The following is a 26,978-nucleotide window of genomic DNA, read 5'->3' as shown; positions in this document are numbered from 1 at the left end:
GCAGACGCTACTGCACCCGCGGAGCCTGCGAGAACACTCGGCTCACGCGCTACGGCGTCTGAGTGCCCTCCACGCCGCGGAGCAACTCATCGACGTCGGGGATGCGGAAGGTCGGCAACTTCTTCACCAACCACTCCTGCTCGAACACGATGCCGCTTTGGCGCTCCACCAACGCGAGGCACGCCGTACGGTGGTGCCCTGGCTGGAAGCTCACGTCATCGAGCCAGGCCGGCTGCACTTCGCCCGGATCGTTCTCCCCGACGCGCATCGGGTCGAAGAACGCCATGATCTTGCCGTCGATAGCCTCCACCACCTGGAAGGCACCGTTCACGTTCCAATGCACCGCGATGTAGTGGGCCTCGTTCGCTGATGCTCGGCGCGCGATCTCCGGCACAGTGCCCGTCCAGCTGTTGTTCTCCAACAGGATGGCAGTGCTCTTGTGCTCGAACGCCTGTACGTAGGCGTGGTCGTCATCGAGCTGAGCGTCTTCGGCCTCGATGGTGGTCATGAGCTGCGGCTCGGCTGTGTTGCCGCCGAAGATGCCAACAACTTCCTCCACGGTGCGGCCGGACACCACGGAGAGGGTGAGCACCACATCAAGGTTGGTGATCCAGTCGTACTTCCCGCTCAGCTCTGGCATGACTGATCCTTCGCGATGTCCACTCCGGCGTAGGGCGTGGTAGCGACCATAGCGGGGTTGGTAATCACCACGATGAAGGCGCAGCCTTCCACGATGCCTGCGCGCCGATACTCCTGGCGGAGCGTGCCGCCCTGGCACTTCTGCTCTCGCAGCGGCACCTCTTGGACGCGAACGTTTGCCCACCGGCCACCCTCCACTGTGGACGCGAAGACATACTCATCGCAACTGCCTTCAGCGAACTGCTTCTTGAAGGATGAACCGCAGACGACGCTGCGCTTGGCGTCATCGGTGCCGGGGGCGTCCTTGTGCATCAGAAACGGCTTGCCCTCGCTCCAGGCCGCGATGATGTTGCTGGCGATGAACGGCATCTTGGCGGCGTCGATGAGGACGACCTTCACGTCGTCACACTGGCGCTGCTTCAGGAGCTGATCCGCGGTGCACTTGTCGGTCCTCGGCTTCGTGCCCGGAGCCGCCTGGTACTCCGTGGCGGTTTGCCCGCCGAGATCGCCGAGGAGATCCGGGAAGCCCGGCACCAACTGCGGGCCGAGGAGAACAACCGCACCACCAACAACCAAGATCGGCAACACGCCGATGCCCGTCTTGCTACCCACGCTGTGCATCCCCCTGAGGTGAAGAAGTTCAACACCTCAAGGTGGCAGGGAGCGGAATTTATCGGGAGCCTTTGATCAGCGGGTTCACCCATCTGCCACAGGACGCGCTACCAGCAGCACTCCCCTCAAGCTTCAGCTCATTAGCCGTGAATACGTCGCCCACTGGCACCGTTGACTACGTAACCCTTCACCTGCTTTAGCAGCTTTTCGCAGACGCTGTTCGCCTTTTCGGCATCCTGAGCAGTGACTGGCGCGAGACTATGCATCCAGTTATTCCGCACTTTTCGAACTGCGGCCAGGTCGTTGTATACATCAAGTGGGAGGTAGCTCATGAGCGAAAGTATCTCAGTCATCACGGAGGCAGAGAAGGTTCGCCCATCTTCGAGGCGCTTCTTGCGAGCTCCCTCAATGAACGCCTGTCCGTCGCGTGTCTTATTGTCGGCCTGCATCTGCTGCCATAACACATTCACCAGCCGCTCGATGACAGCCCAGTAGGTAATTACACTGAGGCTGTGGTTGTGATCCTGATACGCCTTGGAGGCACGAAGAAAGAGGTCCAGCAGGTAGATGTCCTCCTTCTCGCCACGCCCCATCAGGTCTGACAGATCATCGATCGCACTCTCGACAACCGCTTTCGGAACGACCGGAAAGCGATGATGAATACGGTCATCGAAGCCGTATGGGCGAACTGGATTGTAAGTCGACACATACCTGGACATTGCCAGGTGACTGACACGCGTATTTCCGAAGCTTTGCCCGTCTTCGGTATCGAGAGACTCACTCGATATCAGCAGCTCAGGAGTGACGACCATTCTGTCCGTCGTTGCATGCGCAGCTTCAATGAGACGCGAGTAAAAGAAGACATTAAAGGCGTTCATCACATACGTTCGATTTACTGCCGCATCGGCCATGGCCTCGAAACTCGGTGGACGCGTACCATCAACCCATTCGAGGCGGTGTCCAGGCGGCCAAGCTTGGAAGTCAAAAACGAAGAATCCTTCGACAGAGACGCGAACCTGGACACCGCCCGCGATAGTACGGCGCGCCACCTCGGTGTTGAACGCATCAAAGTTTACCGTAGGCGGATTCTGCTCCAGGCTAACGGGGCTCGTCTCTATCCAGATCGGTGGATCGTGATAGAAAGCGAAGATTGAACGACGAGGTTCTCCTGAAGTAGGTTCGTTAGAAGTTTCTTGACCGTCAGCAGACACCGGCACTCCTCGCCAAAACAAGAACAGTATCAAGGCAGCGGTCCTTGTCGTGGAACAACACACCGATAGGCCGTCATCACTGCAAGGCCGTGAGCCACAGCATGACGCTGGCGGCTTCCTTAGGCGTCTGCCTGGCATTGCCTTAGCTCACCTGGGTCTTCGCGCCGTGCGCTGACGACCGCACCACCCGATGCCTTGACGCCAACGCGGCGCGCAGCCACGCTGTTCGAGCAACAGCCCGCAAGTTGCTCGAACAGGAGCCCAGATGCGTGCCCACTTCCTCGGGAAAGACCCCGAGTCGCAGATCGACAACTCCCCGACGCTCTTCGCCACCGACCGGGAGGACCGCGTCACCTACATCGCCCAGGGTTGGAAGGTGACTGACCCCCAGGTGCTGGCCGACGTCGGCCCCGTACCCGACCACGAGACCCTGATCGAGATTCCCGAGGATGTCCTCAAGATGTACGCCCTCCGCTACGCGCAGGAAAAGGGGCTGTCCTGACCGAGCTCATCAAGCCAGGCCCGGAGTTTCGGAAGCTCTTCCACACCTTCGAGCACACGGCCTTCCGCCTGGAAGTGTTCGACCAGTACGACGCCTCCTACGAGAACGAGTCGCTGCGCAAGTTCCTGGCGGGTGAACCGGACGAGCTGCCGTGGATGCAGAGCTGGCTCACCATGCTCGGCGAGGCCACAGCGGAAGGCCGACGTTTTAGCCGGGTACGCGTCGTCACGACGCCGCTCACGGACTACAGCCGCTTCGGGGTGTGGTGCTCGCAGTTCACCGGCGGGGCCGGAGAGGATATTCGCTACCTTCCAAGAGGCCTGGCCGGCGGCCTGCCGAGGTACGACTACTGGCTGTTCGACTCGCGCAAGCTGGTTCGGATGCACTTCGATGACCAGATGGGCTTCCTTGGTGGCGAGCTCATCGAGGACCCAGCCGAGATCGTTCAACACAACTACTGGCGTGACGCTGCCTGGCACCACGCGATACGGCGGGATGACTTTGCCACGGAACAAAGCCACTAACGTCTCAAACGTTCATGAGGCGCAGGTGGCGCTTGGTAAACGGCTCCGTGAGCTGCGCGAACAAGCCGGACTGACCGGCAAGCAGCTGGCGGAGCCGCTGTCATGGCAAACTTCAAAAGTCTCCAAGATCGAAAACGGCCACCAGAAGCCTTCCGTCGCCGACATCGAGGCGTGGACGAAGGCGACTGGCAGCGAGGATCAGAAGCCCGCGCTGCTGGCATCTCTCCAGACGCTTGAGATCCAGCAGGCCGAGTGGCAACGCATCCTCCGGGGTGGCGTCCGGCCACGGCAGAACGCTCTCGCCGAACTCGACCAGAAGACGCGGCTCTTCCGCGTCTTCGAGTCCACCGTTATTCCCGGGTTCCTCCAGACCTCCGAGTACGCCCGTGCCCGCTTCGCCGAGGCCATCCGCGTCCTCAAGTTGCCCAACGACATCAACGATGCCGTTGAAGGCCGCATGAAGCGTCAGGACATCTTCTACCGGCCGGACAAGCGCTTCCACTTCGTTCTCACTGAGGCGGCGCTTCGTTTCCGCCTGTGCTCGATACCCGTCATGCTCGGCCAACTCGACCGGCTGGTCTCGCTGTCGTCGCTGCCCAACGTGAAGCTCGGGATCATCGGCTTCGAGACGCAGTACACCGCTTCCCCTTGGCATGGATTCTGGCTGTATGACGAAGACAAGGTGCTGGTTGAGACGTACTCGGCAGCCTTCAACCTTGCCCAGCCTCAAGAGCTGGAGCTCTACAGCAGCATCTTCAACGAGTTGGCGGCCGTCGCCAGTTACGGGCGGTCTGCCACCGCGATCATCACTCGCGTGATCAACGATCTGGCGCAGCAGCTCCCCGAGGAGGAGTAGCGCCAAGTTGCTTCCGCGCCGCATCAATTTCAAGGTTGCGAGCAACTACGAGCAACTTGCTTCTCCGTGCTGTAGTCGCCTGCCTACTCTCCATGAGCCCTCACCCGGCTGACCTTGGAGAAGAGCAACGTGATCATGCCTGTTCCCTTGCTCGGCAAGGAACGGATCTCCCGCCTTCCAAAGCGTGCACAGGAGGTTGTGGAGTACCGCAAGAGCGGCCTGAGCCTGAACCACATCCAAGGCTGTTCGCTCGGGTGCGGGTACTGCATCCGGCACACATACGGCCTGTGGGACGAGAATCAGCCTGTGGCGCTCATGACCGATGCCCAGGCAGTCCAGGAGCTGGTGGGGCACCGCTACTTCCAGCCGCACGTCACCCCGATCCAGGTGTTCAACCGCGCTACCGAGCCCTTCTTGCCCAAGGTGCGCCCACACACCTTCGCGGTGCTCGAAGACCTCGATGAGCGCGAGCTGACGAACCACGTGCTGGTGATCACCAGGCACCAGCTGAACGAGCACGACATCGACCGACTCAACCAGCTTCGCCATCTCAAAGTGACGCTGCTCTTCACCTACTCCGGCATCGACAACAAGGCCATCGAGCCCTACCCGTCGCACGTTGCCGCCGACTCGTTGAAGCTCATGAGTTCTCCGGGCATCCGCAGGTACCGCACGGTGCTCTACTGGCGTCCGCTCGTTCCTGGGCTCAACGACACCGATGAACACCTGGCCACCGCGCATGAGCTGAGCAAGCACGCCGACGCCACGGTCTTCACCGGTCTCTTCTACCGCGACGAGATCGCCGCGTACTACAAGGCCAACAAGCTCCCTGAGCCCTACCAGGGCACTGCACGGCGGAAGATCGTGCCCGAGGAGCTTGAAGCGCGCGTTCTTGAGGCCTTCTCCAACTCGTCGGCCTTGTTCCGCAAGACCTCGTGCGCCGTCTCCTACGCACATGGTCTCCCCGACTACAACGGCCACTACGGCATTCGGGAACTCTGCGACATCTGCCCGCTCTCGCAGCTGGAGCTGTGCGCCAACGCCCACCGAACGCCCACCGTTGAAGGAATGCACCAAATCGCCAGCGTGTTGCCGGACACCCGCACGCTCAAGGTCATAGACATCACCGACCGGGCAGCTCTCGTCAGTGGCCTGGAGTCCGAGCAGCCCCGCTACTTCCTTCAGCACACGCTCGGCTTCCAGATCCACGACGAGCATCACCCGCACCGCGAGAATCGGCATGGCCGCGCCGAGATCGGATGGACGGAGAACCACGCATGACGCACTGGACTTCTTTGAACTACGTCGTTGTCGATGTGGAGGGCAACGGCCACCAGCCGCCCGACCTCGTGGAGCTGGCCGCCGTGCCGATCGTTGACGGCATCATCGGGGAGCCGAAGACGTGGCTGGTGAAGCCCGATCAGCCCATCACCGGCTTCGCGAAGAGGATCCACGGCATCAGCAACGATGACGTACTTGCTGCTCCGCTGTTCGCCTATGTGGAAGCCGACGTGCTGAAGGCGTTGGATGCTTCAGCTCTTATCGGCCACAACGCTCACGTGGATGTTGGGGTCATCCAGCGCAAGCTCGGCGACTGGGAATGCCCGGAAGTGTTCGACACGCTCAAGCTCGCCAGGCGCCTGCTGCCTGGCCTCCCGTCTTACAAGCTCAGCGCGCTCGTCGAGAAGTACGAGCTTGCCAGCGGCCTCGACGGCGAGGAGAAGCCGCACCGAGCCAAGTATGACGCGATCGTGACGGCAAGGCTCTTCGTTCTCCTGGCAGGCCGGCGAAGCCTCGAAGAGCTACGGGATCTACCGGCAGGGGGTGGTTCCGATGAAGAGCCAGCTCTCTTCTGACCGCGGGCGCGGCCTGTTCATCACCGTCGATGGCCCAAGCGGCGCAGGGAAGACCACGATCGTTCGCCACCTCGCTCAGATGCTGCTAGCCGAGGGCGAACACGTCCACCTGACCGCCGAGCCGTCTGGCGGCCCTATCGGCAAGCTCGCCGTAGAGCTGACCGAGACGGTCACAGGCCCCGCGCTCGCCTGCTTGTACGCGGCCGACAGGTACCACCACGTTGAACACGAAATCCTGCCGCTCCTACAGAACGGCCACACAGTCATCTCCGATCGCTACATCGCATCGGGCCTGGTGATCCAGCGCTTCGACGGCGTGGCCCTGGAGTTTCTGTGGCACCTCAACGCCGAAGCCACACGGCCCGACCTCGCGGTCATCCTTGAAGCCGACCCTGAAGTGATCACGAACCGTCTCGCTGAACGCGGTCCGCATAACCGCTTCCAGCACGCGCCGGGCAGCAGCTACACCGAAGTGGAGTTCTACCAGCAGGCCGCAGAGACTCTGCATGGCGCGGGTTTCGAGTTGTTCAAGGTGGACTGCTCAAACCGTCCACCCGAGCAGTCCGCAGCGATGATCCGCCACCAGCTCACGCAGCTCCCCGCGTACAGCGAGGTGCTGAGCTGATGAACGCCCCCGTCACCGAAGAAGACGCTCTGTTGCGATACCCGGAACTACAACAGCTGGTGGATGTCAGGCGTGCCGGGTGGAACTTCCGAGTCATCGAGGACGACGCACACCGGATGATCGGCCTGGCGGCAAGCATGAGCCGGAAGCAGTACACGGATGCGCTCTTCATCTTCGACAGCACCAACGTGAGCGCTGTGCGGCTGCTGGCCGACGACTACGGCGGCGGGTGTGTGTGGAAAAAGTCCGGCGCTGACCTCCAAGAGGTTGTAACCGATCTTCTTGGCCTCCCTGAACCGGGCGAATCAGGTGCACCCACCTTGGTCACGAAGTCGAGCTTGCTGTGGACGCGGTGATGGCCGTTCACGTGGAGCAGGTTGTTCAAGCCGAGGTGCCCCGGATGCGCGAGAAGCCTCGGTTCGTCGACACCCTTGAGCTGGTAGCACTCCCCACAGCTGTGCCGGTTGCGCGCATGTTCATCTTCGACACGCTGAAACGCTGGCGCGCGTTGTTCATCGAGGACTACGTGGCGTCCGTCGCCGTCGAGCTGATGAGGCTCTCCGTAGAGCAGACAGGCGAGGCCACGGTGCCGAACCCAATCATCCTGCGGATGCTCGGCTACAAGCGGCACATCGTCTTCGAGGTGACTGACGTACATGGCGAGCCGCTCGCGCTTGAGCTCGAACCTGACGTGCCGGAAGACAGCGGCCTCTGCTTGGTCAACACGCTCGCAAACCGCTGGGGTTCAGCAGTCGGTCCACGAGGGCGCGTGAACTGGGCTGAGCTTGAGGTGTACGGGCGAACAGAGGCGGGCCTACCTCTCCGTGACCCGAAGCCGCCCGCTTGGCCACGAGGTTCTACAGAGCCGCCGGCGGCGACCGTAGATCCCGCACTTCTCCGGCGAGTTCGACACAGGTTGCGGCACCTGTAACTCCTCGCCGGTTCATGAGCACCCCCTCGCACCCTCCTCACCACCGCGGCAAGAGGGTGCTTTGCCAGAAACACCTACGGGTCTGCTGCACGAGTAGGTCAAGATGCCACCTATCGGTGCAGCAGACCCGGTCGGAGAACCATCAGGCACTCCGACCCGTGCCGGCCGCTCGCCACCACCGTCCCGCACGCCTAACGCTCTCGGTGATCGCTGTCCGCGGCGAACGTCTGTATCGTGCTCCTTTCCCACTTGCTACAGGTGCTGGTGCATGACTGAGCCTGATCCTGATGATGGAGCTGCGACCGACACCACGGTCGCGGGTGTCGCTCAGCGTCTCTGGGGCGTCAGGCCTTCGCCTGCGATCCCGCGCTATGCGGAGCCTGGCTGGCAGCTTTCGCCGCACACGATCGATCGTCGCTGTCCGGTGTGTGCCGGCCAGTTGCACGGTCTCTACCGGGTCGCCGGGAACGTGGGCAAGGCTCGGCTTCAGGCAGCTGTGGTGTGCCCGGGGTGTCCGGCTTCGTTCAAGCTCAGTGACCTCCAACTCGCACAACGCGCTGTTCTCGGCGAGCTGAAGCCGGACGCGGTGGCCCGGCGACTGCAGGACGACCAACGTCTGAATCGACTGGTAGTCGAGCAACGGGCACGACCGGAAGTCGTCCCGCACGATCGCCCAGCCCCGACCGCTCCCCGCGCCCCGCGCGCGGCCCAGCCCGTGGCTCCGCGCATCACGGCCGAAGAGCCGGAAGAGCCGCAACGCCCGGATATCGACGAACGTGAGCCCGGCACCGCAGTCCCGCCGGCCCTGCCACCGGCACGGCGGACGTCGACCACGGTCACCGCGGCCAAGATCCGCCGAATCCTCGCCGACACCGGCGCCACCGGAGAGCGTGGCAACGCCCAGGCCCCGGCGCCGCCTTCCGCGGGCGAGACCATCGCTGAGTACCGGTTGCTCTGGTGGTGCAAGACGGTTGATCCGCAGTTCGTGGTGCCGCCGTTGCCCGAGAGCACCGACATTCGCGTCGTCTTTCCGGACAGTCCTGATTTCGATGGCTTGCGAGGCCGGTTGAGCGAGGCGGGTATTGCCTTCCGCGCGGTCGCGCACTGGATCGAAGAGGAGTGGATCACCTCGGTCGATCCAGCCGACGGTGCCCTGAGCGGGCTGCGCGTCACGCCGTCGTTGTCCGCGGTCGCGGGTCTCGTCGCGGAGCCGGTCACGCCGCTGGGCGGCGAGTACGCGCGGGCGGCGCTGGCCGCGTTCGCGCTGCTGTGGGATCTCCACGCGCCGATCGACCCGGCCGCGGCACGCCAGCCGGTTCCAGCGGAGGATCTCGTGCCGCGCGACTGGTTGCGCTTCTTGCCCTACCCCACGCTCAACCCCGGCCAAGCGGAAGCCTGTCCCTCCATTGTGGACGGCGATGAGCACGTGGTCGTCACCGCGCCGACAGGTGCTGGCAAGACCGTGATCGGCATGCTCGCGGCGCTCAAGAGCATCCTCGAAGAGGGTCGCAAGGCCGCCTGGCTGGTCCCGCAGCGCTCGCTGACCGACGAACTCGATCGCGAGATGGAGACCTGGCGTGCCCAGGGACTAAGGGTCGAGCGGCTGTCTGGCGAGTACACAGTGGACGTCGAGAGAGTCCGCGAGGCCGATCTGTGGGTCGCGACCACGGAGAAGTTCGAGTCGATCTGCCGGGCGTCATCCCTGCAGACAGCCTTGGCCGAGGTCGGCTGCATGGTCGTCGACGAGATCCACCTGCTCGGCAGCCCCGGTCGAGGGGCGCTGCTGGAGGCATTGCTCGCGCGGGTGCGCGGGACCGACTCCCCGGTGCGGATCGTCGGGTTGTCCGCCACCGTGTCCAACGCGCCGGAGGTCGCGCACTGGCTGCAAGGCGAGCTGGTGGCCACCACCTGGCGGCCCTCACGCCTGACCTGGCAGCTGCCCATGCTGCCCGCGGCCTCCCGTCACGCCGAGGCGTCCCGCATGCGCGAGCAGGTCGTCGCCGACCTCGTCGGCCGGCACACCGCCCAGAACGGCAGCGTGCTGGTGTTCTGCGGTTCCAAGCCGAAGGTGCGGTCGACGGCGCTGGCGATCGCCGCGGATCGTGGCGCGCCCGTACACCTCGTCGGGCCGACCGACTTCGACAAGCTGGAGACCGTCTGCGCGGAAGTCGGGGTACGGCTGCACTACGCGGACTGGGAGGGCAAACGGGCCGCGGAGCACGCGTTCCGCACCAGGGCAGCCGACGTGCTGGTCGCGACGACCACCGTGGCCGCGGGCGTCAACCTGCCCGCCCGTGCCGTCGTCGTGCGCGACACGAAGATCGGCACCGAGCCGATGGACACCGCGACGGTCATGCAGATGTTCGGCCGCGCCGGACGGGTGGGCGCGGGAGAGACCGAGGGCTGGGCCTACCTGATCACCGACGAGACCGACCGCGCGAGCTGGCAGCAACGGCTGATCGCGGGCTACTCCGTGTACTCGCAGATCTACGACAGCCTCGCCGACCACGTCCTGGCCGAGGTGCTGCAGGGCCGCATCACGACGGTGCCCGAGGCAGAGGCGTGGTGGCGTCAGACGCTCGCGTTCGCCCAGGGCGACGATGACGTGGAACCGGTGCGCGACGCGCTGGACTTTCTGGTGGAGAAGGACTATCTCACCCGGCACGACCGCGACGGCGACACAGTCCTGGTGGCCACCGAACTCGGCAGGCTCACCGCCCAGCTCATGGTGTCGACCTACGTCGGTGCGCGCCTGCGGCAGGTGTTCGGCATGCTCCCGCTCCCGGACGACGCCGACATGGCCGAAGAAGCGCTGACGTGCGTTCTCAGCGTCACCGTGCCCGAACTGCTCGACGCCCCGGTAGCCGAGGCCAACCGGCCGGCCGTGGCGACCGCGATCCGGGCACGCGGCCACAGCTCCCAGCTCACCGACACCACAGCCGTCCAGGGGCTCGGCGCTTCGGGGACCGTCCAGCGCGGCGACCTCGCGTGGGCGACGCTGCTGCTGGTCGCACGTTCTCCGCAACTGTTCGCCGGAAGGCACGACCGCCGTGCGGTTGCGGGCATTCCGATGGGCACGTTGTACCCCGTGCTGGAGCAGTCTCCGCGCTACCTCGCCTGGCTCGCCGCACAGGGATATCTCGGCACCGTGCACCCGTGGGTCGCGATCGTCTCCGCAGACTTGGACCGCCGGGTGCGCTGGCGCACCTGCTCCCCCGGCCGCGGCTCCGGCAGGCTGCTCTGGATGTGCGAGCAGATGGCGACACGGGCACGCGCGAAGGAACTGGTGCCAGGCATGTGGAATTCGGCCATCAGCCGCGGCGTACGGGCCCCGGACTGGGCAGCGGGCCGCCCACCGGCCAACTGCGAACTCGACCAGACCGCCTACACCGCGCTGCTACGAGAACGGACAACCGCGGCTGTGCTGACGGCGAGAAGCCACGACGCCGCGATCACCGGCATCGCGGGCGCCGCCGCGGTGGCGTGGACGGGCCGCACGCACACTCCAGTCATGATCACGAGGGCCAGCACGGAGATCGACTATCCGATCATCGGCGACAACGACCCCGACGCGGGCGCTGCTTCTGGCGCTGCGGTGTTCACTCGTCGCGGAGACCATCGCGCCACCGGCTGGCTCGCCGACTACCGGCAGATCAGTGAGCCGGGCAAGGAAGGCGATATGACCGCGAAACCGGCGCGACGTGGCCTGGGCAGAGTGACGCGGTAGCAGCCCAGCCGAGGCCCTGGAGGTCGCGTTCGGGTGTGAGCGCGTCGTGAACTCAGCGGGTTTCCGACCTAGAGAAACCGTTCCCGACTGCTGGTGTTTGTTGGTAAGATCATCGGGTTCGTCGCTTGAGGCGAGGGTTTCCTCGGGCTGGGTTCTATCCATGCGTACCTGATCGCGATAGCGATCATCCTGCTTTTCACTCACGTCGCCTCCTACATCAGTCTCAAATGGGCAGACAGTGAGCGTCGAGGAGGTGGTCACATGACGCTTTTTATGAGCGTTGCACTCCTGACTACGTCAGGAGTCGGATCGAACTGGGTGGCGTCCGCGCTGCCATCCTGGCCTGAAGCGACGAACACCGGTGCACCGGATTGCGCTGGTCTCAGCGGCCGGTTCGGCGTCTGGACGCGCAGCCGGGGCATGAGCCTGATCGTCCGGTGTTCGCCGCGCCCAGCGGTGTTCTCCGCATGCGACCCGGTAGTGGGCACGCCAAGTCCGGGTGCTTCGTCGCGCCCGAGATCTCCGTGCTGCCGCGCGACAGGGTTGTGCTGGTGGCCGACATCACCCCCTGAACAAGTTCGAGCTGGGCTTCCTCACCGACATCGAGCCGACGAACGTCGAGGAGACGCCGGCCTCGCCTGCGGATGAACAGGTCGTGCGCACAGCCCGTCCCGTGACCGTTCCGGAGTTCGTAGCCCATCAGAGTTGACCTCGCCCGGTTTCGGGCCTGCAAAACGTACTGCAAAGACCTCTATCAGCGGGGCATCACTCGTCCGGATTACTCCCCCCGGTACACACCTACTCAAAGTATGAGGCAAACTGGCCAGGCCAGCGGTTAGCGTGCACACGCCGACTTCAGTTGGTTCAGACCAAGGAACGCTGGCACGGAGACGGAAACGGGCGGTAGTCATCACGACCACCGCCCGCGTCCGCCTACCTAACTGATCAGGCCGAGCCTCGTCAAAAGCTCACCGGCCGCGATCAGGATTGCGAGGATGCGGAGGGCCTGACTGACGCACCAACGCCAGTTAGGCCCTCCCCTGCCATCCCCGGCAGGAAGATCGACCGCTCCAGGACGAATAGGCTTAAGACGGTTGACCCGTTGCCCTCTCCCCCGTCGCGGTCGAACAGGCGTGAGACGGCCGTCTCGTCGCCCTCCGTCCTTCTTGGACGGTTCTCCCTGCGAGTGCTTGCCGACGTCCAACACATCTCCGTTCAGCGTCGTGGTAACTACCTTCGCCCCATCGAAGGCAGGGCTCGACCGACGAGAACGGTCCGACGGGAACAGACATGCGGGCGGACCTGCGGCACTGCACGCTCAAGTTGTACTTGGTGTGCCCGACAGTTTTGAGGCCACCCCCTGATTAAAACGCACCACGAGCTGCCGTGAACCCGGCGCTAGCACGCTTAAGGGTTGCCCACAACCATTGCCCGCACCCGATCGAGTGGTTTTTCCTGTCGAATGCGTCGGCCCCCACCCGATCGAGTGACAACCCTGAAGACCGCAGTTCGCTTCGACGCGGGTGGGCGGCCATGCCGTGAATCCATGCGCGGACGTTATCCACACGATCATGGGCGAACTACCGACTTACGTATGTTCCCTACCTGATGAAAATGTTTGACACAGTCGACTCGAGCCGTTGACGCAACGCGAGCAGCGCATCGCGTCCGTCTTGCATTTCCGCTGGTGGAACGACTTCATCTGGCGAGCTCGAGTTCGAGGATCGCCATCGAGTGGCGGGCGAGGCGGTCGGCATCGGCCGTCTCCGTGGCGACGTAGGTCAGCAGCTCGACCAAGCCGAGCGCGGGCCTCCGAGGGCGGCACGCCAGCGAGCAGAGCCGGCCGGTAGCGGCGCAACGCGAAGTCCACCACGGAAGCCAGGGGCAGGCCGTTGGCGGCCACGCCTGCGAACATCGCGGCCACGCGTGCCCCGACCGACCGCCGCGCAGCTGGTCAACACCGCCCGCAACCGTGACGAGCTGATCAACCAGCTCCGTCGTTTCGGCAACATCGCCGCATGATCGGCCCACGAAGTCCCTACTCAGGGCAGCGGGAGACGGATCTAACCATAGATAAGCTCGGACTGTTTTGGGAGGCGATTCTATTACCGGTGATAGAATCGCTATTTTTTCGAACGACAGTCGGGCCACTCAGAACACTGGCGGCTGCTGCCGCACCCATCGTGACCAGCAACCAAGCACTCACCCACGGTGAAACGCCAGCACTCGCGCCAGCAACGACCTGCGCCCCTCCCGAACACGCCAACAACGCAGCAATAACGAGCGTGCGCGGCGCAGGCTTTCCCATCCGGCAATGCTCCCACGCATTTACCTTGACCACAAAGGGGGTTCCTGTCCGTGTCCCAGCCCGCCACCACACCGCCCGCTGGCCCCGTCGACGCACCACCCGCCCGTGACCGAGCCGGCCGCGACCGACGCACCGGACTATCGGGCGCTCTGCGAGCAGGCACAGACCAAGCTGTCTTAGGCCGAGACCACGGCGCGGGAGAACCGCGACGAGGCCAAGCGCCCGGACGAGACCGAGGCCGCGCAGTAGACCGCCCGCACCTCGTCCGCGTCGACGGCCCCCGCCGCCCCACGCCCGCCCCTCGCAGGGCCAGCGCAACGGGCCGTCCGGCACCGCGGCGCAAATCCGCGACGCCGAGGCCCGAGGCGACCGGGCAACGGCCATAAGTCTGAAGGACCAGCAGCTCGCAGCGATGGCACGCGGGCAGCGCTGAGCTGGCGTAACGTCCCCTATTCACCGCGCGATCTGGCCTGGAAGGCGGCGGCTCGACGCGAGGGGAATGGGGAACGCGTCCACGGGAACAGACAGGCGGACGTTCATGATGCCGGCGACGGCGATGCGTGGCATGGCATCACCTCCTGGTGTGGTGTCGGTGATGTGCGTCATGTCGGGCAAGCGACAGCGCACCCGCGGTGAGGCCGCGGGTGCGACAAGCAGTTGTGGGCGCGCGGAGCAGCACGGCGCCGGCCATGACAGAGCCAGCGGCGAGGGATCGAGGTGGGGCGAGCGGACGTCCTCAGTCCAGCCGCGTCGGCACGGCGACCGGTTCGAGCTGTCGATGCCGGCCAGGCTCGGGAAGGCCGAGCTGGTGGTAGATCGCGTTGCGGAGCAGGGGCACCGCCTGATCCGGTTTCGAGGTCACCGCCGCTGTGATGGCGGTGTAGTCGTCCTCGCAGAAGTGCTCGGCGGCCGCGAGCAGTTGCGGTTCGATGGGGGCAGCCCAGGTCAGGCGTGGCGCGTGGTGGGCGAGCAGCGCGTTGGCCGACCACGGCGCGACCTCCGTATCCGCCCCGTCGACGGTCAGAACAGGCACGCGGGCGCACGCCGCGTAGACCGGGATCGAGCCGTGGTCGCCGATCACGACGTCGGCGCCGATCACCGCGGCACGCCAATCGACCTCGGGCGTCAGCACCGTCAGTCCGGCCCGCCGGTACTCCGACAACCACGCCAGCACCTGACGTCTGCCGTGCCCGAACCACACGCCGGGATGCAGCAGAGCGGCGATGCGGAATTTGCGATTGTCCAGTTGCTGCAACAGCCGCGGCATGAGCTCCGCGCTGCGCGCGAACAACGACTGCGCTCCCCATGTCGAAGCGATGAGCACGAGTTGCTGATCTTCCTGCACGCACAGGGCTTCGCGGTACAGCTTGCGCAGATGAGTGCTGGCACGAAGCTTGTCGTAACACGGATCCCCGGCGACGAGTACCGAACTCAACGCCTCCGGGCACTGGGCACGCAACACCGACCTCTGCCCATTAGTAGACAGAACAAGGACATCAGCGAGCACACGGCCATCTCGTGTGAGGCGTTGAGCGTCCAATCCGTACACCTGGCGCCGCGTACGCGGGCCCTTGCCGGTCGCCTGCGGGGCGAGTTTGCCGTAGCCGGCGCCGTGCGGCAGCACGATCCGCGGCGCGTGGATCTCGCCGAGCCCGCCGTAGGAGGCGGTGAGGGCGAGGTCGAAACGCTGCTGGATCGCCTGCTGCCAGGGAACAACAAGGGCTCCCAGTGACCTCAGCCAGTCGATGACGCCGGAGTCGAACACGTCCGGCGCCGGCGTGAAGACCACCTGAATGCGTTGGTCTGTCTCGATGTGCTCGACCACGTCGAGCAGCCGCTGACCGCTCGGCAACGTGTGCACCACGACGAGCACGGTGCGCAACCCGGCCAGCGTGACCCAGCGTTCCGCACCGACACCTATGGGTACCTTGACCCAGCCCGCTTCTCCCATTGCGCCCCCGCTCCCCTGGTGTGTCCCTTCTGGATCGAAGATTCCCGGCCTGATTGGACTGAGTGGTTGCAGCGCGCTGGACGGCTCGTTGGACACCGTCCAAACCGCCCACTAGGAGTAATTTCGACATTTCCAAGCGTGATCACCGCTGGTTGCGGCTACGGTGGATCGAGCGTTCATGCGGTGAGCACGGTCGGCGGCCAGACATCTGTGAGGGGGTCTCGCGTGCGGATCACACTGCTGGGTGAGGTCGGCCTCGTGCTCGACGGTGAGCCCGTGGTGTTCACCTCCGGCAAGGAGCGCTACGTGCTCGGGGTGCTCGCATTCATGGCGAACAAGCCCGTCAGCGTGTCGACGCTGATCGACGCCGTGTGGGACGAGCCGGCCGCACCGGACAAGGCCCACAAGAGTCTGCAGAGCTACATCAGCAGGATCCGCACGAAGTTCAGAAACGACGACGTGCCCGCCAAGATCGCTTTCCGGACCGAGTCGTACGTGCTGGACATCGACCCGGTCCTGGTGGACTACCACCGCTTCCTGGACCTGCACTCACAAGCACGCACGGAAGCCGACCGCGAACGGTTCGAGATGGCCGCCGAACTGTTCGACGACGCATTGCGTCAGTGGCAGCACACGCCGTTCACAGGCCTGAGCACGTTGTGGGCAGATCGGCGCCGCCAGGCCATGAACGCCGACCACCTCACCGTGCGCTGCGACCGCATCGCCAACGAGTTGCGCCTGCACCGCTACGAACTCGCCCTCAAACACACAGAGGAACTCCTGGAGGAGAACGAGCTCAACGAACGGCTCGTACGCCTCAAGCTCGACGTCCTCTCCGCCTTCGGCACCTACCGCGACATCACCGACTACTACCGCACCGTGTACCGGCGCACAATCGAGGAGTTCGGCGTTCCACCCGGTACCGGTCTCGCCGAACACTACGAGCACATCATCAATCTCACGAAAACACCGAAACCCCGCCCCGCCGAGCCCATGCACGCGCGCGGCACCGTCAGCACCCCCGTCGCTGCGGGACAGCCGACGTGCACGCGGCCGCCACGTCAACTTCCGCCCGATCTGCGTGACTTCGTCGGACGCGTGGAGCAGATGTGCGCACTCGACGCACTCGCTCCCGCCGACACAAGCCTCGACGACTGCATAGCGATCGCGGTGCTGCACGGACCGCCCGGGGTCGGGAAGACCGCGCTCGCCACCCACTGGGCACACCGCGCAGCCAGCCGGTTCCCCGACGGCCAGATCTTCCTCGACCTGCACGGCCACGGACCCACCCGCCCCGCGGACCCAGCCGAAACACTGGGCACCCTGCTCATCGCATTAGGCTGCCCCGCCACGCATATCCCGGGCAGCGCAACGGAACGCACCGCACAACTGCGCACCATGACCGCCGACAGGCGTCTGCTCATCGTGCTCGACAACGCCGCCAGCTCAGAGCAAGTCCTCCCGCTGCTTCCGTCCAGCCCCACCTGCATGGTGATCATCACCTGCCGCAGCCGGCTGAACCGACTCGTCCAGCACACCGGCGCCCGCGACATCGACGTGCAGCCCCTGTCACCCGACGACGCGCACTCCCTGCTGGCCCGGCTGACACCCCAACGCAGCTACAGCACCGACCAACTCGGCGACGCGCTCACCCTGCTCGGCGGCTTCCCGCTCGCCGTACGCATCGCAGCCAGCAGACTCAACGCATACCACTCGACACCGCTACACGAACTCGTCGCATCGCTGCGTGACCGGTTGGCCGACTGGAGCGGCGGAGACGGCGACTCCCCCAGCCTCAACGCCTTGTTCTCCTGGTCCTACACGCAGCTTCCCGCCGACGCGCAGCTCGCCTTCCGGCACATCGCAGTCCACAGTGGACAGGACTTCGACACCGCCGCCGCCGCGGCCGCCTCGGCGTTCGACTACCAGGACGCTCACAGAACACTGGAACACCTCGCGGCGATCCACCTCGTCGAGCCCACCGAACTACACCGCTACCGCACGCACGACTTGCTCCGCGCGTACGCCACCGTTCTGCTTCGCCAGCACAACGAGTACGACGACGCGCTCACCCGGCTCCTGGACTGGTACCTGCATACCGCCAACAACGCCGACATGACGCTCGCACCGCACAAAGATCCACTACCCCTCTCCCCTCCCGCCACGGCCGTGCAACCGCTCAACTTCAGCTCCACCAGCGCCGCGGTCGCGTGGTTCGCCTCCGAGAGCCCCAATCTCGTCGAAGCGGTCCACCACGCACACAGCGCCGGTCGCCACGAGCACACCTGGCGACTGGCCGCCGCGATCCGTGACCAACTCGGCCGCCACGCCCTCTACAGCGACAGCAAGGCCATCGCCACGCTCGCACTCACCTCAGCCCGTACCGCCCAAGAACACCGCGGGGAGGCGGCGAGCCTCAACGACCTCGCCCTCGTGCACCTGCACACAGGTGACATGGCACAGGCAGGCGCGTTGTTCGCCGACGCCCTCGCAGTCGCGCGAACCATCGCCGACCTTCACACCGAAGCCACCTGCCTGCACAACCTCGCCGTCTATCACCGCAACGTCGGCGAACATGATCAAGCCCTGGCTCTCTTCGGCCAAGCGATCGAGGTCCAGCAGCGGACACACAACGCCTACGGCCTCGGATTCACCCACCACTCGATGGCACTGACCTACAGCGCCCTGCGGCAATACGACCAGGCCGAACACCATCACCACCTCGCGCTGGCGACGTGGAAACCCATCGACTGCGAGGACGGCAAGGCAGTCACCCTCACAGCATTGGCAAGCCTGCGCTGCGCCACCGGCCGGCCTCGCCACGCCATCGACGCAGCCAACGCTGCCCTGATGATCCACCAACCATCCAACAACGTTCCCTACATCATCAAAACCCAGCTCACCCTCGCGCAGGCGTACACCGACATCACCCGCTTCACCGAAGCGAGCCACTACGCCAACGATGCTCTCGAACTCGCCCGCACGACACACGACACCGCACTGATAGCCGACGCACTACACCGGCTAGGCCACGTCCTTCACGCATCCGGAGACCACGACCTCGCCAGGCAGGCATGGACCGAGGCCCTCCAGCACTACCGCAACATCAGCTCGCCACACGAGTCAGCCGTAGCGCTACTACTGAAGACAAGGGCGTAGCCAGCACCGGATAGCCAGGCTCTCCGGCCCAGCGAACGGTCCTGAACACAGGCCGACCTCGACAGTCGAGTTTCCGAGGCTGTTGAGGTCGGCCTTCCGCAATTGGGTCTGCTGCACCGATAGGTGACATGCTGACCTGCCCCACCGGAAGGGTTCCAGTCGTTGTGGCTAACTGGCAGCGGTGGTGTTGTGGTCAGAGCGTAGTTCGTACTCGATTGGGGTGAGGTAGCCGAGTGCGGAGTGTCGGCGGCGGCGGTTGTGGAAGATTTCGATGTAGTCGAAGATCGCGTTGGCCAGCTCCACGCGGGTCTTCCATCGTTGACGGTTCAGTAGCTCGATCTGCATCGATGACCAGAAGGATTCCATCATCGCGTTGTCGAGGCCGTCGCCGACGGTTCCGAAGGATGGCAGCAGACCGGCTGAGCGGATCTTCTCGCCGAAGACCCAGGAGGTGAACTGGGTTCCGTGGTCGGCGTGGACGATGCCGCCGGGCTCGGGGCGCCGGTTGCGGATGGCCATGTCGAGTGCGTTGACGACCAGGGTTGAGTCCTGTGTGGAGTCGATCGACCAGCCCACGATTCGACGGCTGAACGCATCGAGGACCGCGGCGCAGTAGAGCCATCCTTCCCTTGTCCTGTGCTGGGTGATGTCGGTGACCCACAGTTCGTTCGGTTTCAGTCGATGGAACTTGCGGTTCACCAGGTCGCCAGCGGTGGCGACCCCGCGGAGCTGTTTGACCCGTGCTGGACCGGGAAGTCCGTGGATGCCGGCCTGGCTCATCAGCTGCCAGACAGTGCGTTCGCAGACGGTGATGCCCATGCCCAGAGTGAGTTCGGCGTGCACCCGTCGATGGCCGTAGGTACCACGAGAGGCAACGTGCACCTCCCGGATTACGCCGGTCAGCCAGCGGCGTCGCAGCTCCGTTGGCGTGGTCGGTGTTCGTTTGGCCTTGTAGTAGTTCTGGCGCGCGACCCCGAGGACGCGACAGGAACGGTCGACCGGAATCCCGGCGTCGGTGAGCCTGTCGATCACCGGGTAGAACCTTTTGGGCGGGGACGCTCCGTCCCCAGGAACGTCGCTGCCTGACGCACGATCAACAACTCGGTCTCGAGCTCCCGAATCCGTTGTCGAGCGGCACGCAGCTCGGCGGACTCGCTGCTCGGGATGCCGGGAATCTCGCCCCGATCGATCCGGTCCTGCTTGACCCACTTCGACAACGTCACCGGATGGACACCGAGGTCCACCGCGGTCTGCTTCTGCTCTTTGCCAGCCCGGACCAGCGCGACGGCACGCGCCCGAAACTCGGCGGGGTACGGACGGGGCACAGTGCACAGCCTCTCGAAGAAGCCGCCAATTAGCCACCAACTCTGGAACCCATCCAGTAGGGCAGGTCATGCTGTCACCTATCGGTGCAGCAGACCCTGCCGCCCGCACCATGGCCTAGCGGCTTCACCGACAAGAAGTCGCCACGGACGATGGCCTTCAGGTCCTGTAGGACCATGCTGGAAAGTCTCCGAGCTACCCCGGGGAACCTCATTGACTGATCAGCCGAGGAGGCTGGCGTGGTCAGCGGAGGCTGCGTGTCGTGGCGATGGCGAAGCGGAACTCGATATCGGTGGGAACGGTGTCCAGTTCGAGTGCCTGACGTAGTCGGGGCAAGCCCTCGTCCTGCAACTGGTGGCGGACGTCGGCGGGATCTGCGTCCTGCTCGATCACGATGATCAGTGCGAGTTCCGGGGCGTTGCGCGGTCCGGTGAGCGTGGCGCGGGCGTCGTGTACTCCGGGATAGCCGCGCAGCTCTTCGGCAAGCGGCGCGACGGCCGTGCTTGCGGAGAGTTCTGTGTGGCCGAGGTCGGTGTCTTCACGCCAGGTCGGTGCGCGAGGGCCGCGAACGACTTGTGCGAGCAGCCAGCGCAGCGCCAGCAGGCCGACCAGGACTGCCGTGCCGGCAGTGGCGTACAGCGCCCAGGTCGGCGGCGGATCGATGCCGGGTACGACGGGTGCGCCGGGGTCGACGAGGTGCAGAACGCGGAAGTGGGTGGCGAGCGCGAACACGCCTGCCGCGAGCAGCACGACACCAATAGCGGCCAGCATCGTGCGGTTGAGGCACGCTGGGCGGCGGGAGTTGGTCATGACGCGCTCCTCGGTGAGTGAACGCGCACCGATACGGCCGGCTGGGCGGAGGGGGCGATCTGGTCGAGGCGGCCTGTGACCACGGCGCGGACCGCGTCGACCAGTCCCTCGGGGCGCGTACGGCGGGTGTTCACGCGGACCTTCACCCGTCGTCCTTTCAGGGCGACGGTTGCGCCGCTGACACCGTCCACAGTGGAGGCTGCGGCGCGGAGCGTGGAGCGCAGGCCGCGGCTGGACGCACCGGAGTTCGGCGTGCCCTGCATCGGCAGCACCGTCGGCGCGCCCGGCACCACGGCCGCGGACACCAGCAGCAGGCCCAGCACGGCGACGACGCCACCAGCGGCGGCCACAGCGGTGTCGGTCCATCGAAGTCCGTGGACGTAACCGGCAAGAGTGCTGTAGTTCACCCACGCCGGTTCCTGAAGGAGCATCTGGATCGCCACGACCGCGACGACCAGCGCTGTCGCGAGCAGGATGAGCGCGGTGACCGTGGCCGGGACGGCTCGGCTGGGACGTCGTTTCACTCGACCCTCCTGTGTCGGGTGCCGGTGTCGTTGTGCAGTGCGGTCACGGTGATGTCGACGCGGGTCACCGACAGCCCAGTCAGCGCACCCACCCGGCGAACCAGGTGCTCACGCGCACGTTGCGCGGTACGGGTAACCGAGGCGGGATAGGTCACCGACAGCCGCAGGGTCAACGTGACGGTGTCACCCGCAACGTGCGCGGAGACCTTCGCGTCCTGGGCGGGAGTCTTCCCGCCCAGGCTGACTCCCAGCACCTGGTCGGCGGCACCACCAACACCGCCGACCTCACGGACGGCGTGGCCGGCGATACGCGCCACGACCTCCTCCGAGATCTGCAGCGCACCGCGCTCGGCGGCATCGGCGGCTACTCGGGGCCTACTGTTGCGCTGCGGCATCGCCGTGAGCGGAGCGGGGAGCGTCGCGGTCACGAGCGTCAGCCCCGATCACGGCCGACGAGCTGGGACAGATCGAGCTTGCCGTCCAGGTAACGACCCACCAGCAGACCTATCGCTCCGAAGACGACGGTCGCGGCGAACGCCCCGAACCCGCCCACTGCGGCCGCCAGCCCCAGCAACACACCTATCAGCAAGCCCATCTGCGTCCTGCTCATGACGTCACCTCCGCGAAAGCACCTGGCACGGGCGGCTCCCGCACCACACCACCCGTGTGCTCGTCCTGCTGCGGCTCCGGTTCGACCAGGTCGCCGATCACCACGTGCACCGGCACACCCACCGCGCCGACAGCGCCGCGGACCGCTTCCGCGACCTCGCCGGCGGCGAACGGGTAGCCGACCACCACCCGGACAGTCACCTCGTCCTCCTGTACCCGGACCCCGATGGTCCGGTGCGGCGGCGTGAACGTCGCCACCTCACCGAACCTCCCGCCGTGCAGGCCCACCACTTCGGGCAGGGCCCGCACGGCGGCGGCGATCCGTGCGGCGTCGGGATCCGGGCTCACTTGACCCGGCCGTTGTCGGTGGGCTCGTCCTCGTCGTCGGACGGGATGTACAGGTCGTGCACGTCGATGTTGACCTCCACGACCTCCAGGCCGGTCATCCGTTCCACCGCGCCGATGACGTTGCGTCGGATGGCCTGCGCTACGTCGGTGATCGCCACCCCGTACTCGACGACGATCTGCAGATCCACCGCCGCCTGCTTCTCGCCGACCTCGACCGAGACGCCCTGGCCGGCCGACGCGGTCGCACCGGGGATCCGCTCCCGGATCGCCGAGAACGCCCGCGCTGCCCCGCCGCCGAGCCCGTGCACACCTGGCACCTCCCGCGCCGAGAGACCGGCGATCTTCTGCACCACCCCGTCGGCGATCGATGTCGTGCCGTGGCTGCTGACCAGATCCGCCTTGCCGCTTCCCGACCGCTGGGCCGGTGCGCTGTACCCGCTGGACTTCGAGGCGGTCACAGTTGACTCGGACATTGCCGTCCCTCCAAGAAACGATTCGGGCAATCTCGATGCGCGACGCGCACCTCTTATTCAGGCCACCACTAGAATCACGATCCCGCTCGACTCCGACGCCCACCCCAGCCGATCGAGTGAACCCGACGAAACGGCGCGGCGTCTCCAAAGAGAATTCACGTATTGCATGCGAAGTCACGAGTATGGGACTCCCGTGCGGGTTGAGGACTACGCGATTATCATCGCGAGGAGCCGCCGCAGTAACCACGCGGCGAGCGATCGCCACCCGAACTCGCCTCAACCGTGGTAGTCAGACCTGCCTGACGATTGCCCTGCGTCACCTCACCGGGGCCGGCAGGAACTCTGGCCACGAACCAGAGTGAACCTGCGGTGAAGCCCGTGCCCACGACCCGAATCCGATGTTCCATGGAATCAGCAGCCCATCGGACGATCAGATACGGGAGAACCACGATGTCGCTCAGCGACAAGATCAGCAACAAGGCCGAGGACCTCGGCGGCAAGGCAAAGGAAACCGCAGGGAAAGTGACCGGCGACGACGAACTGCGCGGGGAAGGCATCGCCGACCAGGCCAAGGCCGCGGTCAAGGACGTCGTCGAGGACGTCAAGGACGCACTGGGCACCGCCACCGACAAGGTCAAAGCAGCCCTCCACAAGGACTGATGCGATGGGCGGGTGGGCCGATGACGGGGTGCGCCACGAGGCGTTGTTTGACCGAGTGGAGGTGGAAGGACTCCACCCGCTGCCTGTCGTAGCAGGCGGCGTGAAGCTGAGGGCAGTCTGAGCCTGGAGATGCGGGCGAGGGCGGCAAACAGCCCTGACAAAGCCGGGACGGGTCGGCACTGCCAGACGGCCTGGGTTCGGCAAGCGAGGCGGAAAGGTATACGTGCAGGAACCAGCGATTAACGCCCCTCAAGCGGCCCACCAGCTCCAACCTGGCGGATATGGGCTGGGCAGCGGCGCGTGCTCCGGCAGTTGTTCGGGGCAACTCCCGATCCGGTTCACCAATGACCGGAGGGAGGCCGCGGGGAAGGTCTACGGCGTACCCGCGGCGATGCCGCAGGGGCAGGAGCTGGGTGCCTACTCCGTCGATCGGTCAAGCAGTGAACGTGGGAACCATCGCGTGTCTTTCCCGGAACCGGTCACCCAGGCCGGAAGAAGGATAAGTGCATCGTCCACTGAGGACACGTGGTGGGGCGGAGGCCCCGTAGTAGTCCGAGGGCGGGGTGCGACACGAGGTCGCACGAGTTGAGTGAACTCATTTGGGAGGTTCGGCTGCTGTCGAAGATGTAGTTCCAGATCGGTGTTCGTTGATCTGTCTCCGCCCTGACGTGCGTCGCTGGTAACGGTGGGGTGCGAAGCTCAGGTGATCAGGCCCAAGGGCTCCTGTTCCATCCGGGAGTTACAGGTCACGGGGAAGGCCGGATGGGTGAACGTGAGTGAACCCCTGATGATGCCTCGTCATCGGAAGCCCCGCCGATGGGAAGTTGCAGCGGGGTCAAGGACTGGTCGCTGGAAAGCGGCAGGCGCTGACCGGAAGACTCGAAGCCGGTCGGGAGAACACCGTCGTCCTCGGGGTATAGGGGGCACCCAGCCCCGGCCGGATCTCACTCGTGTGGAACGTGACAATCCCGTTGGGGTCCGGAATACGGCGACGTTTCCGGCAAGCTGACCGTGAGGAAGGCCCGATCCTCCAGCGGGCGCAGGATGGCCCAAGAAGCCAATGCCGGTGGCCGAAAGGCAACAGGAAACCTAGGTGGCACAACCAGTTTCTCCGCTGGTCGCTTCGGATAACTGGCCGGATACCGGGCTGATGCCCGGCCCCGAAAGGGTGCTGACGTGGGCCAGGTGAGCCCGTGAAGAAGCGATGAGGATAACGCTGGAACCGATGGACAAGTTGGATACCGCCACGGCGGTGAACGGACCAGAGGACAGAACCCTTGGCTGGCAAGCGATTGATTGGCGTGCCATCGAGGATGACGTACGGCGGTTGAGGCAGAGGATCTTCACGGCGTCGCAGGCAGGGGACCTCAAGCGGGTCCGCAACTTACAGAAGCTGATGCTCCGATCTCGTGCGAACACGCTGCTGAGCGTTCGCCGGGTGACGGAGATCAACGCTGGTCGCAAGACCCCTGGGGTGGACGGAAGGACAGCGCTGCTGCCGCAGTCCAAGGCCGAGTTGGCCCACTGGGCGCAGTATCGCTCGTCTTCCTGGAAACCTCGGCCGGTCAAGCGAGTGCTGATCCCGAAGGCCAACGGAAAGCAGCGCCCCTTGGGCATCCCGGTAATCGCTGACCGGGTCCTTCAAGCGCGGGTGGTCAACGCGCTGGAACCCGAGTGGGAAGCGCGGTTCGAGCCGAAGTCCTACGGCTTCCGGCCCGGCCGCGGGTGTCAGGACGCGATCTCGGCCATCTACCTCACGCTCAAGGGTCGCAACCCGCAGCGGATATGGGTGCTCGACGCGGATCTGACAGCGGCGTTCGACCGCATCGACCACAACCACCTTCTCGCTCAGCTTGGCTCGTTCCCCGCAAGGGGGCTGGTCGAGCAGTGGCTGAAGGCGGGAGTGGTCGAGCGTGGCCGGATGACTCCGACCGAGGAGGGAACTCCTCAAGGTGGAGTCGTCAGTCCCTTGTTGCTCAACGTTGCCTTGCATGGATTGGAACAGGCCGCCGGTGTCCGCTACCGCAAGCTCGGCACGCGTGCCGCCGAGTCGGTGGAGGGCTGCCCGGCGGTGATCAGGTATGCCGACGACCTGGTCGCGTTGTGTCATTCACGCGACGAGGCCGAACAGGTCAAGGCACGGCTTGCCGATTGGCTGGCCCCGAGAGGTCTGGCGTTCAACGAGGACAAGACACGCATCATGCACGTTGAGCGGGATGGCTTCGACTTCTTGGGGTTCAACGTCCGCCGTTATGACGGCAAGCTGCTGATCAAGCCGAGCACGGCGGCCTTGAGACGGATCCGGGAACGGCTCCGCACTGAGATGAAAGCCTTGCGTGGGGCCAATGTCAGTTCGGTGCTGCGCGCGCTCGATCCGATCGTGCGCGGCTGGACGGCCTACTACCGGACGGTGGTGTCCAGCGCGGCGTTCACGGCGCTGGACGACTACATGTGGAAGCTCAGCTACAAGTGGGCCAAGCACGGCCACCAGAACAAGCCGAAGCACTGGATCGTCAACCGGTACTTCGGCCAGTTCAACAAGTCCAGACAGGACAGATGGGTTCTCGGTGACCGTGACACCAACGCCCACCTACGCAAGTTCGCCTGGACAAAGATCGTCCGACACCAGATGGTCCCCGGCACGTCGTCGCCAGACGATCCGAGCCTGGCTGACTACTGGGCTGAGCGACGACGCAAGGGAGCACCGCCGCCGATCGACACATTCGGTCTGCGGCTGCTGAAACTGCAAGACGGGCGCTGCCCGCTTTGCAGTGAACTCCTCTTGCACGCAGACCACCAGCCGCAGAGCCCGCACGAGTGGGAACAGTGGATGGTCGTCATCCGCAAGGCGATGACGAGACATCACGTCAGCGTCGACAGCGGACTCGGCACGTCGAACACGGTCGTCCGTCTCGTGCACACCTCCTGCAAACGCCGGCACATGACCGGCGACTCGGAAGGTCAAGCACTTCTGCCTGCCTGCACGCCATCAGGGCTTGCTTGAGCCGTGTGCCGCGACGAGTGGCACGCACGGTTCTGAGGGGGCCGGGGCGCAGCAATGCGCTCCGGCTACCCGACAAAGCCGTCCACATGGCGAAGGGGGCCAGCAAGCCAGCAGTGCGGATGCTGGAATGCCAGGAGGTCGTTGGTGAACACCGACGCGCTGGAGGCCGCGTTGTTCAACGCGGAACGCCGGGTACTGGAGATCCAGGCCAAGCTGCACCGTTGGGCGGTTGATGATCCTCATCGCCAGTTCGGCGATCTGTACAATCTCGTTGCCGATCCTGCGTTCCTTCTGGTGGCGTGGAGTCGGGTGCGGAGCAACACGGG

Annotated in this window: 22 protein-coding genes and 2 pseudogenes; 13 read left to right on the top strand and 11 right to left on the bottom strand. The window is 65.1% G+C overall.

Translation table 11 applies throughout. The features are described 5' to 3' along the window. Positions 1 to 49: 49 nt before the first annotated feature. The 3 genes from ACIRG5_RS41340 to ACIRG5_RS41330 all read right to left on the bottom strand — a co-directional run bounded on the left by ACIRG5_RS41340 (position 50) and on the right by ACIRG5_RS41330 (position 2,462). Positions 50 to 640 (bottom strand): hypothetical protein, encoded by a 591-nt coding sequence (locus ACIRG5_RS41340; protein WP_402915675.1) that lies wholly within the window; start codon positions 638 to 640, stop codon positions 50 to 52. Continuing rightward, complete coding sequence (locus ACIRG5_RS41335) at positions 628 to 1,251, bottom strand: NucA/NucB deoxyribonuclease domain-containing protein (protein ID WP_402915673.1); 624 nt, start codon at positions 1,249 to 1,251, stop codon at positions 628 to 630. Before ACIRG5_RS41335 ends, ACIRG5_RS41340 begins: the two co-directional genes overlap by 13 nt. A 140-nt stretch (positions 1,252 to 1,391) precedes the next feature. Beyond that, the gene (locus ACIRG5_RS41330) at positions 1,392 to 2,462 is read right to left on the bottom strand and encodes a hypothetical protein (RefSeq protein WP_402915671.1); all 1,071 of its coding nucleotides are present in this window, start codon (positions 2,460 to 2,462) and stop codon (positions 1,392 to 1,394) included. 265 nt (positions 2,463 to 2,727) lie between these two features. Here ACIRG5_RS41330 and ACIRG5_RS41325 point away from each other — a divergent pair, with 265 nt between their 5' ends. The 9 genes from ACIRG5_RS41325 to ACIRG5_RS41285 all read left to right on the top strand — a co-directional run bounded on the left by ACIRG5_RS41325 (position 2,728) and on the right by ACIRG5_RS41285 (position 11,483). Continuing rightward, complete coding sequence (locus ACIRG5_RS41325; protein WP_402915668.1) at positions 2,728 to 2,964, top strand: hypothetical protein; 237 nt, start codon at positions 2,728 to 2,730, stop codon at positions 2,962 to 2,964. A 74-nt stretch (positions 2,965 to 3,038) separates the two neighbouring features. After that, complete coding sequence (locus ACIRG5_RS41320) at positions 3,039 to 3,488, top strand: DUF6879 family protein (RefSeq protein WP_402915665.1); 450 nt, start codon at positions 3,039 to 3,041, stop codon at positions 3,486 to 3,488. Further along, complete coding sequence (locus tag ACIRG5_RS41315) at positions 3,427 to 4,344, top strand: helix-turn-helix domain-containing protein (protein ID WP_402915662.1); 918 nt, start codon at positions 3,427 to 3,429, stop codon at positions 4,342 to 4,344. The genes ACIRG5_RS41320 and ACIRG5_RS41315 overlap by 62 nt, the downstream gene beginning before the upstream one ends. Before the next feature lie 135 nt (positions 4,345 to 4,479). Next, complete coding sequence (locus tag ACIRG5_RS41310; protein WP_402916005.1) at positions 4,480 to 5,625, top strand: radical SAM protein; 1,146 nt, start codon at positions 4,480 to 4,482, stop codon at positions 5,623 to 5,625. Then, complete coding sequence (locus ACIRG5_RS41305) at positions 5,622 to 6,200, top strand: exonuclease domain-containing protein (protein ID WP_402915659.1); 579 nt, start codon at positions 5,622 to 5,624, stop codon at positions 6,198 to 6,200. The genes ACIRG5_RS41310 and ACIRG5_RS41305 overlap by 4 nt, the downstream gene beginning before the upstream one ends. Further along, positions 6,178 to 6,825, top strand: coding sequence for a dTMP kinase (gene tmk / locus ACIRG5_RS41300; RefSeq protein ID WP_402915656.1), 648 nt, complete (start codon positions 6,178 to 6,180; stop codon positions 6,823 to 6,825). Before ACIRG5_RS41305 ends, tmk begins: the two co-directional genes overlap by 23 nt. Next, on the top strand, positions 6,825 to 7,181 hold the full coding sequence (locus ACIRG5_RS41295; protein ID WP_402915653.1) for a hypothetical protein: 357 nt from the start codon (positions 6,825 to 6,827) through the stop codon (positions 7,179 to 7,181). Before tmk ends, ACIRG5_RS41295 begins: the two co-directional genes overlap by 1 nt. Continuing rightward, the gene (locus ACIRG5_RS41290; RefSeq protein ID WP_402915651.1) at positions 7,169 to 7,756 is read left to right on the top strand and encodes an ATP-binding protein; all 588 of its coding nucleotides are present in this window, start codon (positions 7,169 to 7,171) and stop codon (positions 7,754 to 7,756) included. The genes ACIRG5_RS41295 and ACIRG5_RS41290 overlap by 13 nt, the downstream gene beginning before the upstream one ends. 268 nt (positions 7,757 to 8,024) lie before the next feature. Continuing rightward, complete coding sequence (locus ACIRG5_RS41285) at positions 8,025 to 11,483, top strand: DEAD/DEAH box helicase (RefSeq protein ID WP_402915648.1); 3,459 nt, start codon at positions 8,025 to 8,027, stop codon at positions 11,481 to 11,483. Between the two features lie 3,044 nt (positions 11,484 to 14,527). On the opposite strand, the gene ACIRG5_RS41280 is transcribed toward ACIRG5_RS41285, so the two are convergent. Further along, on the bottom strand, positions 14,528 to 15,742 hold the full coding sequence (locus ACIRG5_RS41280) for a hypothetical protein (protein WP_402915646.1): 1,215 nt from the start codon (positions 15,740 to 15,742) through the stop codon (positions 14,528 to 14,530). Positions 15,743 to 15,967: 225 nt separating this feature from the next. Here ACIRG5_RS41280 and ACIRG5_RS41275 point away from each other — a divergent pair, with 225 nt between their 5' ends. Further along, positions 15,968 to 18,901, top strand: a complete 2,934-nt coding sequence (locus tag ACIRG5_RS41275; protein WP_402915643.1) for an AfsR/SARP family transcriptional regulator — start codon at positions 15,968 to 15,970, stop codon at positions 18,899 to 18,901. Between the two features lie 168 nt (positions 18,902 to 19,069). Here ACIRG5_RS41275 and ACIRG5_RS41270 read toward each other — a convergent pair. From ACIRG5_RS41270 to ACIRG5_RS41240, 7 genes and pseudogenes are all read right to left on the bottom strand, one after another. Next, positions 19,070 to 20,226: pseudogene (locus ACIRG5_RS41270) on the bottom strand (IS3 family transposase). Positions 20,227 to 20,467: 241 nt separating this feature from the next. Continuing rightward, positions 20,468 to 21,034, bottom strand: a complete 567-nt coding sequence (locus ACIRG5_RS41265) for an alkaline shock response membrane anchor protein AmaP (RefSeq protein WP_402915641.1) — start codon at positions 21,032 to 21,034, stop codon at positions 20,468 to 20,470. Beyond that, the gene (locus tag ACIRG5_RS41260) at positions 21,031 to 21,558 is read right to left on the bottom strand and encodes a DUF6286 domain-containing protein (RefSeq protein WP_402915638.1); all 528 of its coding nucleotides are present in this window, start codon (positions 21,556 to 21,558) and stop codon (positions 21,031 to 21,033) included. Before ACIRG5_RS41260 ends, ACIRG5_RS41265 begins: the two co-directional genes overlap by 4 nt. Continuing rightward, on the bottom strand, positions 21,555 to 21,986 hold the full coding sequence (locus ACIRG5_RS41255) for an Asp23/Gls24 family envelope stress response protein (protein ID WP_402915635.1): 432 nt from the start codon (positions 21,984 to 21,986) through the stop codon (positions 21,555 to 21,557). Before ACIRG5_RS41255 ends, ACIRG5_RS41260 begins: the two co-directional genes overlap by 4 nt. Positions 21,987 to 21,991: 5 nt before the next feature. Further along, a complete protein-coding gene (locus tag ACIRG5_RS41250; protein ID WP_402915632.1) occupies positions 21,992 to 22,168 on the bottom strand; it encodes a hypothetical protein in 177 nt (58 codons plus the stop codon). Next, positions 22,165 to 22,515 (bottom strand): hypothetical protein, encoded by a 351-nt coding sequence (locus tag ACIRG5_RS41245; RefSeq protein ID WP_402915629.1) that lies wholly within the window; start codon positions 22,513 to 22,515, stop codon positions 22,165 to 22,167. The genes ACIRG5_RS41250 and ACIRG5_RS41245 overlap by 4 nt, the downstream gene beginning before the upstream one ends. Next, positions 22,512 to 22,988: an Asp23/Gls24 family envelope stress response protein gene (locus tag ACIRG5_RS41240; protein WP_402915626.1), complete on the bottom strand. Its 477-nt coding sequence runs from the start codon at positions 22,986 to 22,988 to the stop codon at positions 22,512 to 22,514. Before ACIRG5_RS41240 ends, ACIRG5_RS41245 begins: the two co-directional genes overlap by 4 nt. Positions 22,989 to 23,438: 450 nt before the next feature. On the opposite strand from ACIRG5_RS41240, the gene ACIRG5_RS41235 reads away from it, so the two are divergent. The 3 genes and pseudogenes from ACIRG5_RS41235 to ACIRG5_RS41225 form a co-directional block, all read left to right on the top strand. Then, complete coding sequence (locus ACIRG5_RS41235; protein WP_402915624.1) at positions 23,439 to 23,648, top strand: CsbD family protein; 210 nt, start codon at positions 23,439 to 23,441, stop codon at positions 23,646 to 23,648. A 1,225-nt stretch (positions 23,649 to 24,873) separates the two neighbouring features. Beyond that, the gene (gene ltrA / locus ACIRG5_RS41230; RefSeq protein ID WP_402915621.1) at positions 24,874 to 26,652 is read left to right on the top strand and encodes a group II intron reverse transcriptase/maturase; all 1,779 of its coding nucleotides are present in this window, start codon (positions 24,874 to 24,876) and stop codon (positions 26,650 to 26,652) included. Positions 26,653 to 26,796: 144 nt separating this feature from the next. Beyond that, a pseudogene (locus ACIRG5_RS41225) lies at positions 26,797 to 26,978 on the top strand (group II intron reverse transcriptase/maturase); the annotation flags it as partial.

This window comes from Lentzea sp. NPDC102401, assembly GCF_044765805.1.
Lineage (GTDB): Bacteria > Actinomycetota > Actinomycetes > Mycobacteriales > Pseudonocardiaceae > Lentzea > Lentzea sokolovensis.
This window is presented reverse-complemented; position numbering and strand designations above follow the sequence as displayed.